This is a genomic window from Streptomyces odonnellii, assembly GCF_000981895.1.
GTDB classification, from domain to species: Bacteria; Actinomycetota; Actinomycetes; order Streptomycetales; family Streptomycetaceae; genus Streptomyces; species Streptomyces odonnellii.
On sequence record NZ_LATD01000265.1, the window covers coordinates 1 to 15,499 of the forward strand.

General features: G+C 74.9%; 7 protein-coding genes. 1 reads left to right on the forward strand and 6 read right to left on the reverse strand.

From position 1 onward, the window contains the following. The first annotated feature begins 44 nt into the window (after positions 1–44). Complete coding sequence (locus WH07_RS23510; RefSeq protein ID WP_046503529.1) at positions 45–527, forward strand: gamma-glutamylcyclotransferase family protein; 483 nt, start codon at positions 45–47, stop codon at positions 525–527. Here WH07_RS23510 and WH07_RS23515 read toward each other — a convergent pair. The 6 genes from WH07_RS23515 to WH07_RS23540 form a co-directional block, all read right to left on the reverse strand. Further along, positions 445–2,763, reverse strand: coding sequence for a molybdopterin oxidoreductase family protein (locus WH07_RS23515; protein ID WP_079023492.1), 2,319 nt, complete (start codon positions 2,761–2,763; stop codon positions 445–447). The genes WH07_RS23510 and WH07_RS23515 overlap by 83 nt on opposite strands. Before the next feature lie 131 nt (positions 2,764–2,894). Continuing rightward, on the reverse strand, positions 2,895–3,614 hold the full coding sequence (locus WH07_RS23520; protein ID WP_046503520.1) for a SanA/YdcF family protein: 720 nt from the start codon (positions 3,612–3,614) through the stop codon (positions 2,895–2,897). A gap of 140 nt (positions 3,615–3,754) precedes the next feature. Continuing rightward, positions 3,755–5,557: a hypothetical protein gene (locus tag WH07_RS23525; protein WP_046503524.1), complete on the reverse strand. Its 1,803-nt coding sequence runs from the start codon at positions 5,555–5,557 to the stop codon at positions 3,755–3,757. Continuing rightward, positions 5,554–9,276: a DUF5682 family protein gene (locus WH07_RS23530; protein ID WP_408645913.1), complete on the reverse strand. Its 3,723-nt coding sequence runs from the start codon at positions 9,274–9,276 to the stop codon at positions 5,554–5,556. Before WH07_RS23530 ends, WH07_RS23525 begins: the two co-directional genes overlap by 4 nt. A gap of 64 nt (positions 9,277–9,340) precedes the next feature. Then, the gene (locus WH07_RS23535) at positions 9,341–10,567 is read right to left on the reverse strand and encodes an ATP-binding protein (RefSeq protein WP_079023497.1); all 1,227 of its coding nucleotides are present in this window, start codon (positions 10,565–10,567) and stop codon (positions 9,341–9,343) included. Next, on the reverse strand, positions 10,564–15,444 hold the full coding sequence (locus WH07_RS23540; protein WP_052744538.1) for a hypothetical protein: 4,881 nt from the start codon (positions 15,442–15,444) through the stop codon (positions 10,564–10,566). Before WH07_RS23540 ends, WH07_RS23535 begins: the two co-directional genes overlap by 4 nt. Positions 15,445–15,499 lie beyond the last annotated feature (55 nt).

Consider the following 15,499-nt stretch of genomic DNA (forward strand, 5'->3'; position numbering starts at 1 on the left):
GGCCGGAGTCGGCGCCGGAGCCGGAGTCGGCGGGGGAGAGGGAGCTGCCCTTCTTCGTGTACGGCACGCTCCGGCCGGGCGAGCCCAATCACGACCTGTGCCTGCGCGGCCGCACCTCCCGCGAGGTACCGGCCCGCCTGGAGGGAGCCGTGCTGTACGACGGCCCCGGCTACCCGTACGCGGTCGAGGCCCCGGGCGCGGTCCTCGGCGACCTGATCACCGCCAGGCCCGGCGCGTACGCCGAACTCCTCGCCATGCTCGACGAACTGGAGGACTACCTCGCCCCCGGTGACCCGCGGAACCTGTATGAACGCGTGGCCCGGGAGGTCCGGCCGGCCGACGGCACCCCGGTCCGGGCCTGGGTGTATTTCGCGGCGGCTCGCGTCGCCCGTGAACTGCGGGCGCGGGGGCGGCTGATCCCGGGCGGCGACTGGCTCGCCCATGTCACTCCGTACGCTCCCGCTCACCGGGACCTCCGGGGCCGGCCGTCCGGTCCGCCCGCTCCACCCGGACCGCGCACACCTTGAACTCGGGCATGCGCGAGGCCGGGTCGAGGGCCGGGTTGGTGAGCGTGTTCGCCCGCCCCTCGCCCGGCCAGTGGAACGGCATGAACACCGTGTCCGGCCGGATTCCCTCCGTGATCCGCGCGGGCGCCACCGCCCGGCCGCGCCGTGAGGTCACGGCGAGCAGGTCGCCCTCCGCCGCCCCCAGCCTCGCCGCGAGCCGGGGATGCAGTTCCACGAACGGTCCGGGCGCGGCGGCGTTCAACTCGTCCACCCGCCGGGTCTGCGCCCCGGACTGATACTGCGCCACCACACGTCCGGTCGTCAGCACCACCGGATACGTCTCGTCGGTCTCCTCCGCGGGCGGCCGATGCACCACCGGTATGAACCGCGCCCGCCCGTCCTCGGTGGCGAACCGTTCGAGAAAGAGCCGGGGCGTACCGGGGTGCGGACCGGCGTCGACCCCGGTGCCCGGGTCTGCGCCCGGGCCCGCGCCCGTGTCCGGGCCGGCGGCAGCGGCCGGACCTGTCCCCGGGACCGGGCCCCTCCCCGGGACCGGGGCCTCCGGCGACGGGCATGGCCAGAACACCCCGTCCTCCTCGGCTATCCGGCGATAGGTGATGCCCGAGTAGTCCGCAGGACCGCCCGCCGACGCGTGGCGCAGCTCCTCGAACACCTCCTCCGGGTGCGCCGGGAAGCCCTTCTCATGGCCCAGCAGACCGGCCAGCCCCCGCAGTACCTCCAGATCGCCCCGTACCCCCGCCGGGGGCGTCACCGCCCGGCGCCGCAACAGCACCCTGCCCTCCAGACTGGTCGTCGTGCCCGTCTCCTCCGCCCACTGGGCCACCGGCAGCACCACATCCGCGAGCGCCGCCGTCTCCGAGAGCACCACATCCGCGACGGCCAGGAAGTCCAGCGAGCGCAGCCGCCCCTCAATGTGGGCCGCGCGGGGCGCGGAGACCACCGGGTTCGAGCCCAGAAGCAGCAGTGACCTCACCTCCGTACCGAGTGCGTCGAGCAGTTCGTACGCGCTGCGCCCCGGGCCCGGCAGTGTCTCGGGGGCCACGCCCCACACCCGCGCCACATGCGCCCGCGCCGCCGGGTCGTCCAGCTTCCGGTAGCCCGGCAACTGGTCGGCCTTCTGGCCGTGTTCGCGTCCGCCCTGCCCATTGCCCTGGCCCGTGAGCGAGCCGAAACCGGACAGCGGCCGACCCGCCCGCCCCGTCGCGAGACAGAGGTTGATCCACGCGCCCACCGTGTCCGTGCCCTTGGCCTGCTGCTCGGGTCCGCGCGCGGTGAGGACCATCCCCGACGGCGCGTCGCAGAACAGCGTCACGGCGGCCCGCAGTTCGGGCACCCCGACGCCGGTGATCCGCTCCACCAGCTCCGGCCAGTGCGCCATCGCCCCGGCCCTCGCCTCCTCCCAACCGGTCGTACGCTCCCGGATGAACTCCTCGTCCGTACGCCCCTGCGCCACCACCAGATGCAGCAGCCCCAGCGCGAGCGCCAGATCCGTGCCGGGCCTGGGCGCGAGATGGAGATCCGCCTGCTCGGCCGTCTTCGTACGGCGCGGGTCCACCACGATCAGCCTGCCCCCGCGCTCCCGCAGCTCCGTCAGATACCGCAACGCGGGCGGCATGGTCTCCGCGAGGTTCGATCCGACGAGGATCACGCAGCCCGTGCGCGGAATGTCCGCCAGCGGAAACGGCAGCCCACGGTCGAGACCGAAAGCCCGCTGATGCGCGGCGGCGGCCGACGACATACAGAACCGCCCGTTGTAGTCGATCTGCGACGTGCCGAGCACGACCCGCGCGAACTTCCCGAGTGCGTAGGCCTTCTCATTGGTGAGCCCGCCGCCCCCGAACACCCCGACCGAGTCCGCCCCATGGGCCTCCCTCGTACGGGCCAGCCCGTCGGCAACGGCCCGCAGCGCCTCGTCCCACCCGGCCGGTTCGAGTCCGCCGGTGGCGGGACGCCTGATCAGCGGCTCGGTCAGCCGTACCCGGGAGGAGAGCACCGCGGTCGCGGTACGGCCCTTTCCACAGAGCGCCCCCCGGTTCACGGGAAAGTCCGGGCGCTCCACCACCTCCAGTCCGCCGTTCATCACCTCCGCTCCATCGGGGCCCGTCACTCCGGTGGTGGGCCGCAGATTCATCCCGCACTGGAGCGCGCAGTACGGGCAGTGGGTCGGGACGGTCGCGGATACCGGAGACGGCAGGGAAACCGGCACGGGACCTGGGACGGCGCTGGCGTCGGGCATGGGCCCAGAGTGCGGCGGGGGTGTTACGCGAATGCCCGCACCCGGTTACACGGCCGGTACGCCCACCTCAGCCCCGCACCGTCGCCGCCGTGAGGCCGCCCACCGTGCCGTGCTCGCCGGTGACCCGGCGGTCAGCGGGCGCGGACCGTGGTGAGTGCCTCCGTCACTCCCGTCTCGACCGGCCCGAGGAACGTGGGATCCGGCCGCAGGACCGCCTCGGCCGCCGCCTTGCCCGCCGCGAACATCTCCCGTATCCCGCCGTAGTACCAGGTCACGTCACGCCGCTCAGTGACCCCGACCCCGTACGACTCGACCCCCGCCGACCGGCAGAGCGCCACCGCCCGCCGCACATGGAAGCCCTGCGTCACCAGCACCGCGCGCTCGACCCCGAATATCTTTCTGGCCCGTACGCACGAGTCCCAGGTGTCAAAACCGGCGTAATCGCTGACTATTCGGTCGTCCGGCACGCCCTGCCCGACGAGATAGGTCCGCATCGCGTCCGGCTCGTCGTACTCCTTGCGGCTGTTGTCCCCGGTGACCAGCACGACCTTCACCTTGCCCGCGCGGTACAACTCCGCCGCCGCGTCGAGGCGGTGTGCGAGATACGGGCTCGGCCGGCCGGACCGCAGCCCGGCGCCGAAGACCACGGCGACATCCCCGGCCGGGACATCGGCGACCGTACGCACCCGGCTGTCCGCGACCGCGTGCATCCAGGTCACCGGCATCAGCCCCAGCACACAGCCGAGCATCACCGCCTGCACGGCACGCCGCCGCCCGCGCCGGGTGCTCGGCCACCCCGGCCGCCATGGCCCGGTCGGCAGCTCCGTCAGCCGCAGCAGCCGCGCCGACATGCGCAGCCTCAGCACACGCAGGCGAGGCGCACGCCGCCCCGGCACCCGCGGGCGTGAAAGCTTCGGCAGTGGCATGGTCGGTCCCCCTGATCGGATCGCGCTTTTCTCTCCCCTTTCGCTCCAACGATCGGCGGCGCCGATCAGTTCGCGGATATGTCCGGTGTCCAGGCGGCCAGCAGCAGCGACTCGGCCGCCGCCGACGCGTACACCGCCGCCGACAGCCAGGCCAGGGCGAACCCCTCGGGATCGGCGGGCAGCAGCCGCCCGAGGACGTCGTGGCGCCGGTCCGCCGCCGCTTCCGTCAGGGCCCGCACCCGCTCCGCGCCGGTAGTGAGGCCCACCGCCCGCAGCCTGCGCGGCAGTTCACCGTCCGCCGAGACGGCGGTCACCGCCCGGCCTCCCGCCACCGCGCGGTGCACCGTCCCGCGCAGCAGCTCCAGCTCGACCGGGAGCGCGGGCGGCGCGGCGGCCATCGGCAGGCCCGGAGGTGCGTCCGGTCCCTGAACCGGGGCGGGTACGGCAGGGAAGTGCGACCGGTTGAGCCGCCGCAGCCCCAGATCCGCCCGGACCGCCTCCCCGTCATGCCCCGTCCAGGACGCCGCGAGCACCTGTACCCGGTCAGGCCGGTCCGGCACGAGCCGGGCGATCAGCCGCAGCGCCTGCCCGGGCCGTCCCGCGAGTAGCCGGAGATTCTCGGCGTACGGGAGTTCAGGCCGCTCGTCAGGCGCCGACAGCCGCAGCGTCGGGCCGCCCGACACGGCAAAACCCGCGCCGGTGCACACCCCGTCCAGGAACAGCAGGTCGCCGCCCGCCGCCCGGGCATCGGCGGGCTCGGCGAACCAGCGCAGCGCCGCCGCCAGTTGCGCCGCGGGCGCCCGCTCCCAGAGCGCGGCGAGCGGTGCCTCGTACCACCCCGCCCCCGTGGCCCGTACGGAACGGACCTGCGCGCCGCCACCGATCCGGCCGTCCGGTGAGACCGTCGGTGCCGTGAGGATCACCCCGCCACCGTCCCCCAACTCCCGCAGCGGAAGCGCACACCCGCCCGGCACCGGCGTACCCGACGCCTGAAGCGCCCGCTCCGGTCCGCCGGGCGCGACATCCGAGACCGTACGGAGCGTGCCGTCCGGCACGACGGCGTACACCGTGGCACCCGCGTACCCGGAAGTGGTCACCACCGGCTCGGTGAACAGTCCGTACAACCGCAGCGGTCCCTCCGGCCGGTAGCTCCTGCGCGCGGGGGAGAGCGCCTCGGCCGGCCGACGCACCAGATCCAGCAGCTCCGCCAGCTCCGCGGAGAGCGCCGGCAGCCGGAACGCCGGGTCGTCGGAGCGAGCCTCGGCCAACTGCCCCGCGATTCGGACGGCGGTCGCGGCGGGTCGGTACAGCCCGGCCAGCCGCGCCGAGTGCGCGGCATGGAGCAGCTCCGCGCGATGGACGGCCCCGGAACCGGCGACACCCGCGACAAGCACCGCCGTCACGGCGGCCCGCAGGGCGTCGAGCACCGTGGACTGGGCGGGCGTGAGGACGGGCTCATCAGTAGCGTCAGGTGCGACGGGCCCAAGGCCGGTGTCCTGGGGAGCGATGGCCCGGTCCTTCGGCCCGTCCGCCGTTTCCGCTGCCTCCACCGCCCTGTCCGGCTCCCCTTCCAGCGCGAGGGGAGCGCTGGAGAGAACGGCCGCGCGGTGCAGACAGGCCGGAGCCAGCAGACAACTGCACACCGCGTCGTCCGCGCTGGCCACGATCCCGGCCGTGACCTTGAGCGTCACCGCCGTGTCGTCTGCGACCCGTACCAGCACACCGTCCGGATACGCCTCCACCGGCCAGCCGGCGGCCTTGGCCACCGCCCCGTCCACCCGTTTGCGCAGCCGCGCGGGCAGCAGATCGAGCGCGGCGGCGGCCACCTCGGCGGTCACCGGCGGCAGTACCGCCGTGGCATCGGTCATCGGTGCGCACCTCCCACGCGTTCGCCGACCCAGCGGGCCAGCTCCAGGGGGCTCAGCGCCGCGACCGGCATCCCCGCCCCCACCAACTGGCCCGCCACACCGGCCGAATAGCGCGGCCGTCCCTCGTCGTCCAGCGAGGCGCAGCCCAGTACATGACACCCGGCGTCGACCAGCGCCCGCACCTCCGAGAGCAGCGGCGAGACCGGACCGCCCTCCTCGAAGTCACTGATCAGCACGACCAGCGTGCGGGACGGTACGGTCACCAGCCCCCGCGCGTGGCGCAGCCCGCGCGCGATGTTCGTACCGCCGCCGACCCGGACCTCGAGCAGCAGCCCCAGCGGATCGTCCACCTGGTCCGTGAGGTCGAGCACCTCGGTGGAGAACGCCACGAAGTGGGTGCTCACCGCGGGCACTCCGGCCAGTACGGAGGCGGTGAGCGCGGCCCAGATCGTCGAGGCCTCCATCGACCCCGACACATCGACGACCAGGACCAGCCGCCAGTCGGCCGCCTTGCGGGCGCGCGTACGGAACACGGGCCGCTCGGGCAGGACCGTCACCGAGCCGTTGTCCGGATCGCGGCGGGCGGTCGCCAGATTCGCGCGCAGCGTACGGGCGAGATCCAGCGGGCCGCCGGGGCGGCGGGTGGGACGCGGATGCGAGAGCCCGGTGAGCGCGGGGCGCATCCGGTTGGCCAGCGCCTCGGTCAGCTCGGCCACCAGCCGGGCCACCAGGGGCCGCAGCCGGGCGAGCTGATGCTCGGGAAGGCCGCCGGCGTACGAGAGGACCGTACGCAGCAGCTCCACGGACGGCCGCGCCGAGGCCGGGTCCAGCTCCAGGGCGGCGTCGATCCGGCCCGCGTCGGCGGCAGCGGCGAGCACCTCCTCGCGCACGCCCGGCCCGAACAGCGCCTTCAGCTCCTCCGACCAGGCCCGGACATCGGGATACGACGGCCCGTCCCCGCCCCTGGACCCGCCGGTGTCCCGCTCCTCGCCCTGCGATCCCTCGCCGTGCCCGTATCCGTACAGCTCGTCCAGCGCTCCGGCCAGCCGGGCCGCCCGGCCGCTCAGCCCGCGCCCTCGCCCGAGCAGCAACCGCCATCGCTCGCCGGGGGCGAGACCCTCGGACGCGGCGCGGTCCTCGGTGCCGGGCACGGCCGTCCGCCCGGCTCCGGTTTGCGCGCGGCCGGCCGGAGCGGTGGCTGCGGCCGGTCTTATGGCCTTGTCATGAGCGCTGTCCTCGGCCCCGGCGGGTGGCGTGTGCGAGGTGTCGGGCGACCGTGCCAGGCCCCGTGCCGCCAGCGCCTCCCGGCCCGCCAGATCCGCCGAGGCGAGGAGGGCCAGGGCCGCCGGGTCCGACAGGGAGGCCGGGAGCGCCCCGGCGGCGAGGCCGGTGCGGTCCTCGACCATGGTGAGCAGACGGGACCGGGCGGCGGGGGAGAGGGTGTCGAAACCCGCGCGCAGGGCGGGCAGCCGGTCCAGGAACGGACGGTCCGGCAGGGCCTCGACCCGCTCCAGCAGCGGGTCGAGCGCTGGGCCCGTCTCCAGCAGCGGGCCCGCCGCCAGCAGTGCCCCGCTCAGGAAACCGGCCAGGTCGGCACGGAACTCGGGCGTCGTCGCGCCGTCCACACGGGACGCCAGCCGGGTGCCGAACTCCCCCGCGTCCCGCTGCCCCAGCAGTACCCGCGCCGCCCCGGCCGCGCCCCGGATCAGCGCGGTGCCCTCCGCGTCGAGCCGGGCCAGCGCGTCAGCCAGCCGCAGGCCCCCGCCGAGCGCCGAGGAGGCTCTGTCCGCCAGCGAGACCAGCGCCCGCGCGTCCGCCGGGTCCGTGGAACCGGCGAGCCCGTCCAGCGCGCGGATCCCGGCCGTGGCCAGCTCCTCGTACGCAGCGTCGAGCGCGGCACGCTCCCACTCCGGGGGGAGCCCCGGCAGATGCCCCGAGCCGATCCGGTCCAACAGGGCCAGGCCCGCCAGCAGTTCGGGCAGGGTGCCGGAGGCGGGCAGCAGCCCGGCGGCGTCGGCGAGCCGCTCGGCGGCGAGCGCGGGCAGCCCGCAGCGCGCCGCCTCCTCCAGTCCCGCGAGGACCTCGGCGGCCGTGGGTCCGCCGGCCCGGCGCTCCGTCGCCCACCGCCTGCGGAGCATCCCGGCCGCCGCCTGATCGAGCGTCACCCCGTGAACGCCCGCCACATCGAGCATCGCCGCCGTCGACGGAGACCAGGCCACGGCCCACCGCGTGGACAGCGGAGCGGCGTCGCCCACGCCCGCCACATCGGTCTCCTCGCCGTACGGCACCCGGCAGACCGCGAGCCTGCGCAGACACAGCTCCCTGCGCCGGTCCAGATCGCCGCGGTGCGCGTCGAGGCGCAGCTCCCGGCGCTCGGGAGCGGCCGGGGTGGGCAGCGACAGCGCGCCGAGCAGGGCCTCGACGGCCGGTCCGAGGCCCGAGCGGGGCGTGCCGGGCGCGAGCCGACCCTGCCGCGCTCCGACCAGGACCTTCTCCATCGCGGCGGCCACGACCCGGCCCCGCCCGAACAACTGCCCCTGGGTGAGCACGGTCTGCGCCGCCTCCGCCAGCTCCCCGCGCCCGGCCGCCGGCAGCCCGCGCAGCGCGGCCAGATCCCTGGCGACCCGTACGACCTCGCGGGCATCGGCCGGGCCGCTCGGATGCCCCTCGTCCCGTACGGCCGCGCAGATCCGTACCGCGGTCGCGGTCAGCAGCTCGTCCAGCAGCACCGGATCGCCCGCGGCGCGATGCACCCCCCGCTGCCACTCGGGGTCCTTGATCCCGGCCGGATATCCCGACCGCTCGTCCAGCAGCGCGTACGAATACGGCACCAGCGAGGTGACCACCGCCTCACCGGTCGCATCTGCCCTGGACCTGCGATCGTTCCGGCCCACCGGGTGCAGTTCGGTCGCAGCCGGTCCGTCCGAGGCTTTGTCCGCGGCTTTGTCCGCGGTCACGCCCGGCAGCAGCGCGGGCGCGTGGAACGCGCCGATCAGCGCCGCCGCGCGGCGGCCCCCGCGCGCGGCCAGCGCACGGCGCATGTTCGCCTCGCGGCGCAGGTCGTACGGGTCGACCGCGCCCGTGTCGGTCCGCAGCGCCCAGCCGACCAGCAGCGCGGCACGGCGCAGGGCCTCCGGACCCGAGCCGGGGGCGGCCGCCTCGACCAGGCGGTCCCACAGATCGTCCCCGGGCCGCCCACCGGCCCGTGCCCGCAGCGCGGCGGCGAGCGCCCCGCCCGTCGAGCCCTCCCGTTCCCGTGCTTCCGGCCCCGGCGGCGCGGACGCCTCCTCCCGGGCCGCCAGCGGCAGATCGAACGGTACGACCTCCACTCCCGCGTCCCGTGCCCAGCGGATCGCCGCCAGCTCCGGCGAGAACTCGGCGAACGGCAGGAACACCAGACCGCCCGACGCGTCCCCGCGGCTGCCCGCCAGCGCGACCGGCGGCACCGTCTCCGGGTCGGCCAGATACGGCAGCCAGGGCGCGAACTCCTCCGGCAGCTCGATGAACAGCACCTCCGGCGCCGCCTCCGCCAGCATCGCCGGTACGGCCGCGGCCAGCGCCGGGGAGTGGTGCCGTACCCCGATCAGATACGGCTCCCGGCACCCCGCGAGCCCGGCCAGCGCCCCCTCGACCGCCCCTTCGCCCGGCAGACCGACGAGGGCTCCGGCACCCGGGGCGACAACCGCGTCCGGCGCGTCCGGCGCATCCTGCGCGGACACAGCGCCCGGCGCATCCTGCGCGGACACAGCGCCCGGCGCGTCCGGGGCCGCCACGGCACCCCGCTCATCCCAGCTCATGGCGCAGCTCCCACAGCGTCCGCCAGAGCGGAGCGCCCGCCTCCGCCCGGCGGCGCACCGGACCGTCCCAGTAGCCCAACAGCCGTGCGTGGTCCGCCGGATCGTCCTTGCGCACCGTGCCGAGCAGATGGCCGGGCAGCGTACGGACGACATCCCGCCCGTCGCTGAGATACGCCGCGCCCAGCGCCATCGAAGTGGCCACATGGACCGCCTCCGCCGTCGACATCACCGTCGAGGGGCGCTCGATCTCCCAGCCCTCCGCACTCCGGCCGGTCCGCAGATCCCGGAACGCGGTGACCAGCGCCTGGAGCACCGTGTCGTCGACCGAGAACACGGCCCCGCCGCGCGCCAGCGCCGCCGTCGCCTGGCCGCGCACCAGGGCGGTCTCCGCGTCGATGTCGTCGATCGGGCCGACCGTCTCGAAGTTGAACCGGCGCTTCAGGGCCGCGGACATCTCGGAGACGCCCTTGTCCCGGAGGTTGGCGGTGGCGATCAGGGTGAAGCCGGGAGCGGCGTGCATCGTGCCGTCACCGCCCTCCGGGCCTTCGACGCCCGCCAGTTCGGGTACGGACATCCGGCGCTCGGAGAGGAGCGAGACGAGAGAGTCCTGCACCTCGGGCAGACAGCGGGTGATCTCCTCGATCCGGGCGACCGCCCCGCGCGTCATGGCCGTGAGCACCGGGGAGGGCACCAGGGCCTCCCGGCTGGGCCCCTTGGCGAGGAGCATCGCGTAGTTCCAGCCGTACCGGAGCTGGTCCTCCGTGGTACCCGCGGTGCCCTGCACGGTGAGCGTGCTCGTACCGCACACCGCCGCCGAGAGCAGCTCCGAGAGCATCGACTTGGCGGTGCCCGGCTCGCCGACGAGCAACAGCCCGCGCTCGCCCGCCAGCGTCACCACACACCGCTCCACAAGGGCGCGGTCGCCCACGAACTTCCGCGATATCACCAGCTCCTCACCGTCCGGCGCGCGCAGCGGCCCGCCGTCGGTGCCACAGACGAAGAGCACCACGGCACGCGGTGTGAGCCGCCAGCTCGGCGGGCGGGGGCCCCGGTCGTACGACTCCAGAAACGCCAGCTCTATCGCGTACCGGTCCTCCGGCAGCTCAAGCTGCCGCCCGGGCCGCACCGTCGCCGCGCCGGCCTCCGTCGTTTCCGTCGACGAACTCTGATCCGCTGCCATGTCCGCTGTCCCCGTTCCTGTCTCCGTCGTCATCGCCTGCCTCCTCGGCCGCCGCGGCCCTGGAACTCCTCGAACCCCGGCGCGTCGCCCGCCACGACCCGCTGCCACGCGGCCTCGTACAGCCCGGGTACCGGCCGGTCCGGCACCACGAAGCCCGGCCGGTTCCAGGGCAGCAGGTCCGTCTTCCAGCTCTCCGACGGCAGCCGCGGTGTCTGCTGCTCCAGCCAGCCGCCGGGCAGGAAGAGCGTCCGCCCGGCCCGTGCCCGCTTGGCCTCCACCACCAGGTCGGTGGCGGCCAGTTCGGCCCGGGCCTTCTTCAGCCGGGCCGGCTTCCACCCCGTCCACAAGGCCTGGTGACGGTCGGTCGGATCGGGCAGCGCGAGCAGCATCAGATAGAGCGCCGCAGCGTCCTCCGACAGCCCGAACCGCTTCGCCGACTCGCCCACCAGGTCCGGGACGCTGTGCAGCGGGTTCTGCGGTGCTCCCGGCGGGCCGTCCGCCGACACCAGCTCCATGAACTCCTCGCTCAGCAGCGCCCGCAGTGCCTCCAGCGCCGGAGCCGGGCCCGCCGTCGCCACCATCAGCTTCAGATCCGGATGGTCCGGACCCCACTCGCCGGCCTCGTCCGAGCCGCCCGTCGGCAGCAGCGCCGAGGGCCGTACCCAGACCGAGTCCCAGTCCCGCCCGTACCGCGTCGGCGTCAGCACCAGCACCGGCGACAGCTCGACGATCTCCTTCTCGCCGCCCCCGCGCTTGGGCGCCAGTCCGTACGCCTCACGGAGCCGCGGTGACACGGCGTCGTACGCGGAGTCCCGGTCGACGCCCAGGTCGAGCAGCAGCCCGGGGTCGGCCAGTCGCTCCCGCAGCATCCGCACCGTCATCGGCAGGACCGCGCGCAGCGGGTCGCTGTACGGCAGCCGGTACGCGAGCCAGCGCAGCGAGCCGACCACCGAGTCGAGCGAGGACCCGGTCGGCGCAAGGCGCGGATCCGCCGTCTCCAGCGTGCCGTCGACCATGCGCTGTTCGGTACGGCCCGTGAGCTGCGGCTGCCACTCGGGGTTGAGCGCGTCGTTCACGGCGGTGCCGGAGCCCTGCTCGGTCACCATCTGCCGGATCAGCCACGGCGGGGTGGGCCGGCGCTTGCCACGCGCCGCCGTCCAGGCGCCCACCAGCGGCTCCGTCGCGAAGCCCGTGGTCCACAGATCCGCCACCCGCTCCGGCTCGCCGGGCAGCAGCAGGGCGGTGAACGCCCGCCGCTCCTGGACGCTCAGCGCGGTCAGTGTGCCGGCCGCCACCTGTGTCTCCGCGCTCTTGGCGCCCAGCGGCTCCAGATACTCGGCGACCAGCGCATCCCGGTCGGAGGAGTGGTCCAGCCCGGGGGAGCCGAGGTGGAACAGCGCCCCCGCCGCCGGGGTGATCCCGACCCGCTCCGCGAAGTCCACCGCCCGCTCCGGCCGGTACGGCAGCGGCCCGCGCTCCCGTACCAGCTCCACCAGCCGCCGTACCGCCGGTGCCCGCACCGGGTCGGCCCCCTTGCCCAGCACCTCGGACTCGGTGATCAGGGTCCCGTCCCAGCCGCCGAACACCCCGGCCGGGTCGTACTCGACGCACTCCCAGTCCGCGTCGTCGTCCTCCACCCCGTGCTGGTCGAGGATCAGCAGCCGCCGGGCCCCCGCGTGCCGTGTCTCGCCGGTGAGCTCGGCCTCGGCGGAGCCGGGAATCCGCAGCTCCAGCAGGCGCAGCCGCCCGCGCGGGTCGATCAGGAGCGCGTCGCCGTCACCGTCACTCCCACCGTCGGGCGTCCGCACCGCCAGCGCCGAGTCGAGGAACTCCAGGAGCGCGGCCCGGTGCTGATCGGAGGTGACGGGGGAGGCGGCGCGCAGCGCGAGCGCCGCCATGCCGGCCCCGCACACATTCATCCAATTCCCGCTCGCCTCCCGGAGAGCGATGGGCCCCGGATCCGCGTCCGCCGCCAGCACGCGCGGCAGCACCCGGATCTGTTCGAGGACCGTCGCGCTCTGCTTCGACGGCTGGTGGTAGTAGTAATACCGGTGCGTCGGACGGTTGAAGCCGTGGAACGCCCTGCCCAGGACGGCGTCGAAGGCATGCCGGACCTTCGGTTCCGAGGGGTCCGAGCCCTGCCGGGCCTCCGCGGCCCGTTCGGCGAGGGTGCCGATCCGCCGCGCGTGGCGAGCCGCCTCGGCCAGCACTCCGGCGACCCCCGCCGCCAGACGCGTTTGAGTGATCTCCGGCAGCAGCTCGCGCACGGCTTCCTTCGCCGTCTTCCCCCCGGCAACGGCGGCCAGCAGCCTCCGGGCGTCCTCCTCGGTCACCGCCCGCAGCGCGGCGGAACCCCGCTCGTCACGCGGCCGCAGCGCGTGCCAGTAGGACAGCGGCGCCACCAGTGGGGTGCCCTCCGCGTACACGCCACCATGGCTGCCTTCCTCCACCTGCGCCAGGTGAAGGCCCTCCGCGTCGTGCAGGGCGAGCGAGGCCGCCCACCCGCGCGACTCCCGCAGGTGCAGCGCGGCCCCGCCGGGCAGCCGCAGCGGCGGTACGGGCAGTCCGGAGCTGAGGTGCTCCATCCGCGCACCCTGCGGCACCGGGACGGCCGGGCTGCGGCTTCCGTCCACCGAACAGGCCGTGAGCGTCCGCTCCTTGGGGTCGTACGTCACCCACCAGCCGAGCAGCCCGTCCTTGGTGCCGAACGGCGAGGATTCCAGGCCCGGTTGTACGGGAAGGAGCCGGCAGGCCCGCTCCAGCAGCCGCATTTCGCTGCCGGCCGGAACCGAGTCCAGCGCCGAGTCGAAGAACGCGGGCACCGAAATCCGGCCCCTGCGGGCCGACTCCGGGTCGTACTCCCACCACTGGTTCTCGTGCAGCACCCAGACGGAGATGCCGTCGGAGGCGACCTGGCGGCGCTCCCCGGCGAACGAGGTGTCCCCGGCGTACATCGGCCGGCCGCCGTAGCACCGGCCGCCGTCCGGCAGTTCGAGCGACGGCGTCTGGGCGTCGGTCCAGTGGTCGCGCAGCTCGCCCGCGGGCGTGAACACCTCGCCGGGACGGCCCGACCACAGAGCACGCCGCTCGTCGCCCAGGCCGCTGGCGATCAGCCACTGGCCGCCCGCGTACCGGACCGTGGTCGTGTCCCAGGTCTGGGTCGGCTTCACCGGCAGGGGCAGGGTCCGCTGGTCGGTCACGGCGGTGGGCCCGACCGCTGCGACCTGGGTGTCGATCCGGACGAGCAGGGAAGGCCAGGCGTCCCGCACCCGGTACCACTTCTCGTTGTGGTGGTAACGCTGCCCCGACGCCGCCCGGTTGACCTTGCCGAGTCCCGGCAGCGCCTCCTCCAGTGCGGGCCAGCCCAGCTCGTCGAGCAGCCCCGCCCGCAGCGTCCTCGCCAGGGCGGGAGCGGGCGAGACCGCCGTGATCCTGGCCACCGCGTCGGGCGCCGTGGCCAGCACGGACGGCGCGGAGAACCGGGCCAGCCGCTCCAGCAGCCTGTCCATCCCGGGCAGACCGAGGGGCCCCGACAGATCGTCGGCCCGCTCCTCCAGCCAGCCCACGAGCGCACTGCGCAGAGCGGGGTGTTCGAGGACCTGGCTGAGCTGTTCGGCGGCGTCGCCGCCTTCGGCGAGCCTCTCCACGCCCATACGGACCAGTGGGGTGAACCGGGGGTCGGCGGTCAGCGCGGCCAGATCCCTGCGCCCCTCCTGCTCGTCGCCGAGCCAGTCGTCCAGATCCAGGCCCCGGCTCGCCTCCGGGGGATCGGCGACGGGCACTCCCCAGGCCAGACAGGCGTCCAGCAGATCCAGATCGGCCGTGACGCGCCGGCCGTGGCCTCCGAGCAGCCGTACGGGTGTGCCGTCGGCCACCAGCCGGTCCACCAGCCGCTCCACCAGGGCCAGTTCGGCGGCGAGCCGCTTGGAGGAACCCCAGCCGCGCTGCCGGTGCCTGGCCCAGGACGACAGCCATCCGGCCGCCGGCACCGTCCCGTCCACCAGCAGCTCCACCGCCCCGCACCGGTCCAGCAGGGCCAGCCAGGAGGCGTCGAACTGCTCCGGATGGTCGCCGCCCGCGGCCGGAAGCAGGGCGAGCAGCCGCTCCCGCACCGCCGGGTCGTCCGCCGCGATGGCGCTCAGCGCGGGCAGCGCCGACTTCCAGAAGCTCGCCGCCGCGCGGTTCATCGGCCCGGTGTGGATGATCTCCGCGAGCAGCGCCTGTTCCTCGGCCGCCGCGTCCAGACCCGCGCTCTTCGCGAGGCGCCGCAGATCCTCCAGCATGCCCGCGTACGGGGCGAGCCCGGCCGCGCACCGCTCGAGCGACACCGCCTTGAACTGTTCGTACGCGTCCTCGGCCGACAGCCGCGCGGTCAGCCCCTTGGCATGCTCGCGCAGGGACTTGCCGGTCAGCGCTCCGGCCCCGGCGAACTCCAGGAAGACCTCCCGCAGCCGGTCCTCGTCCACCGTGAGCGCGTGCCGCTGCTCGGCCGCCCGCGCCTTGCCGAAGAACACGGACGCTTGCTGACGGGACTCGACCGCCAGGAAGAGCCGCGCCACCTGTTCGTAGAAGGTGGGCAGGAAATGCGGTACGGAACGGTCGAGGCGCTCGCCGATCTCATCGAACCCCTCCTTCGCCAGGCCCGGTTTGGTGGTGACGAGCCGGGCGAGCCGCTCCATCTCCTTGACCACGGCGAGCGCGTGATGCCCGTTCTCCGGGTCGTGCACCAGGGCCCAGGCGGGGAAGCCCAGCGACTGCCGCTTGACCCGGCCGACCTCGACCGCCTTCGCGGCGCCGAACCCCAGGTACTCCAGGGCGAGATCCTCCGCCGCCCCGATCGCCCCGGGCACCAGCCGGACCACCGTCCGCTCGTCCAGGGCGGGATGGGCGTACGCGCGCGCCGTCAGCACATCGCCCTCGCCACCCCCGGCCCCCGCGGTGTCCCCGGAACCTCCGGCACTCCCG

Excerpts from the sequence above, each read along its gene's own strand:
- WH07_RS23520 (WP_046503520.1), bottom strand. The coding sequence starts at position 3,614 with ATGTCGGCGCGGCTGCTGCGGCTGACGGAGCTGCCGACCGGGCCATGG.
- WH07_RS23515 (WP_079023492.1), bottom strand. The coding sequence starts at position 2,763 with ATGCCCGACGCCAGCGCCGTCCCAGGTCCCGTGCCGGTTTCCCTGCCG.
- WH07_RS23535 (WP_079023497.1), bottom strand. The coding sequence starts at position 10,567 with ATGACGACGGAGACAGGAACGGGGACAGCGGACATGGCAGCGGATCAG.
- WH07_RS23525 (WP_046503524.1), bottom strand. The coding sequence starts at position 5,557 with ATGACCGATGCCACGGCGGTACTGCCGCCGGTGACCGCCGAGGTGGCC.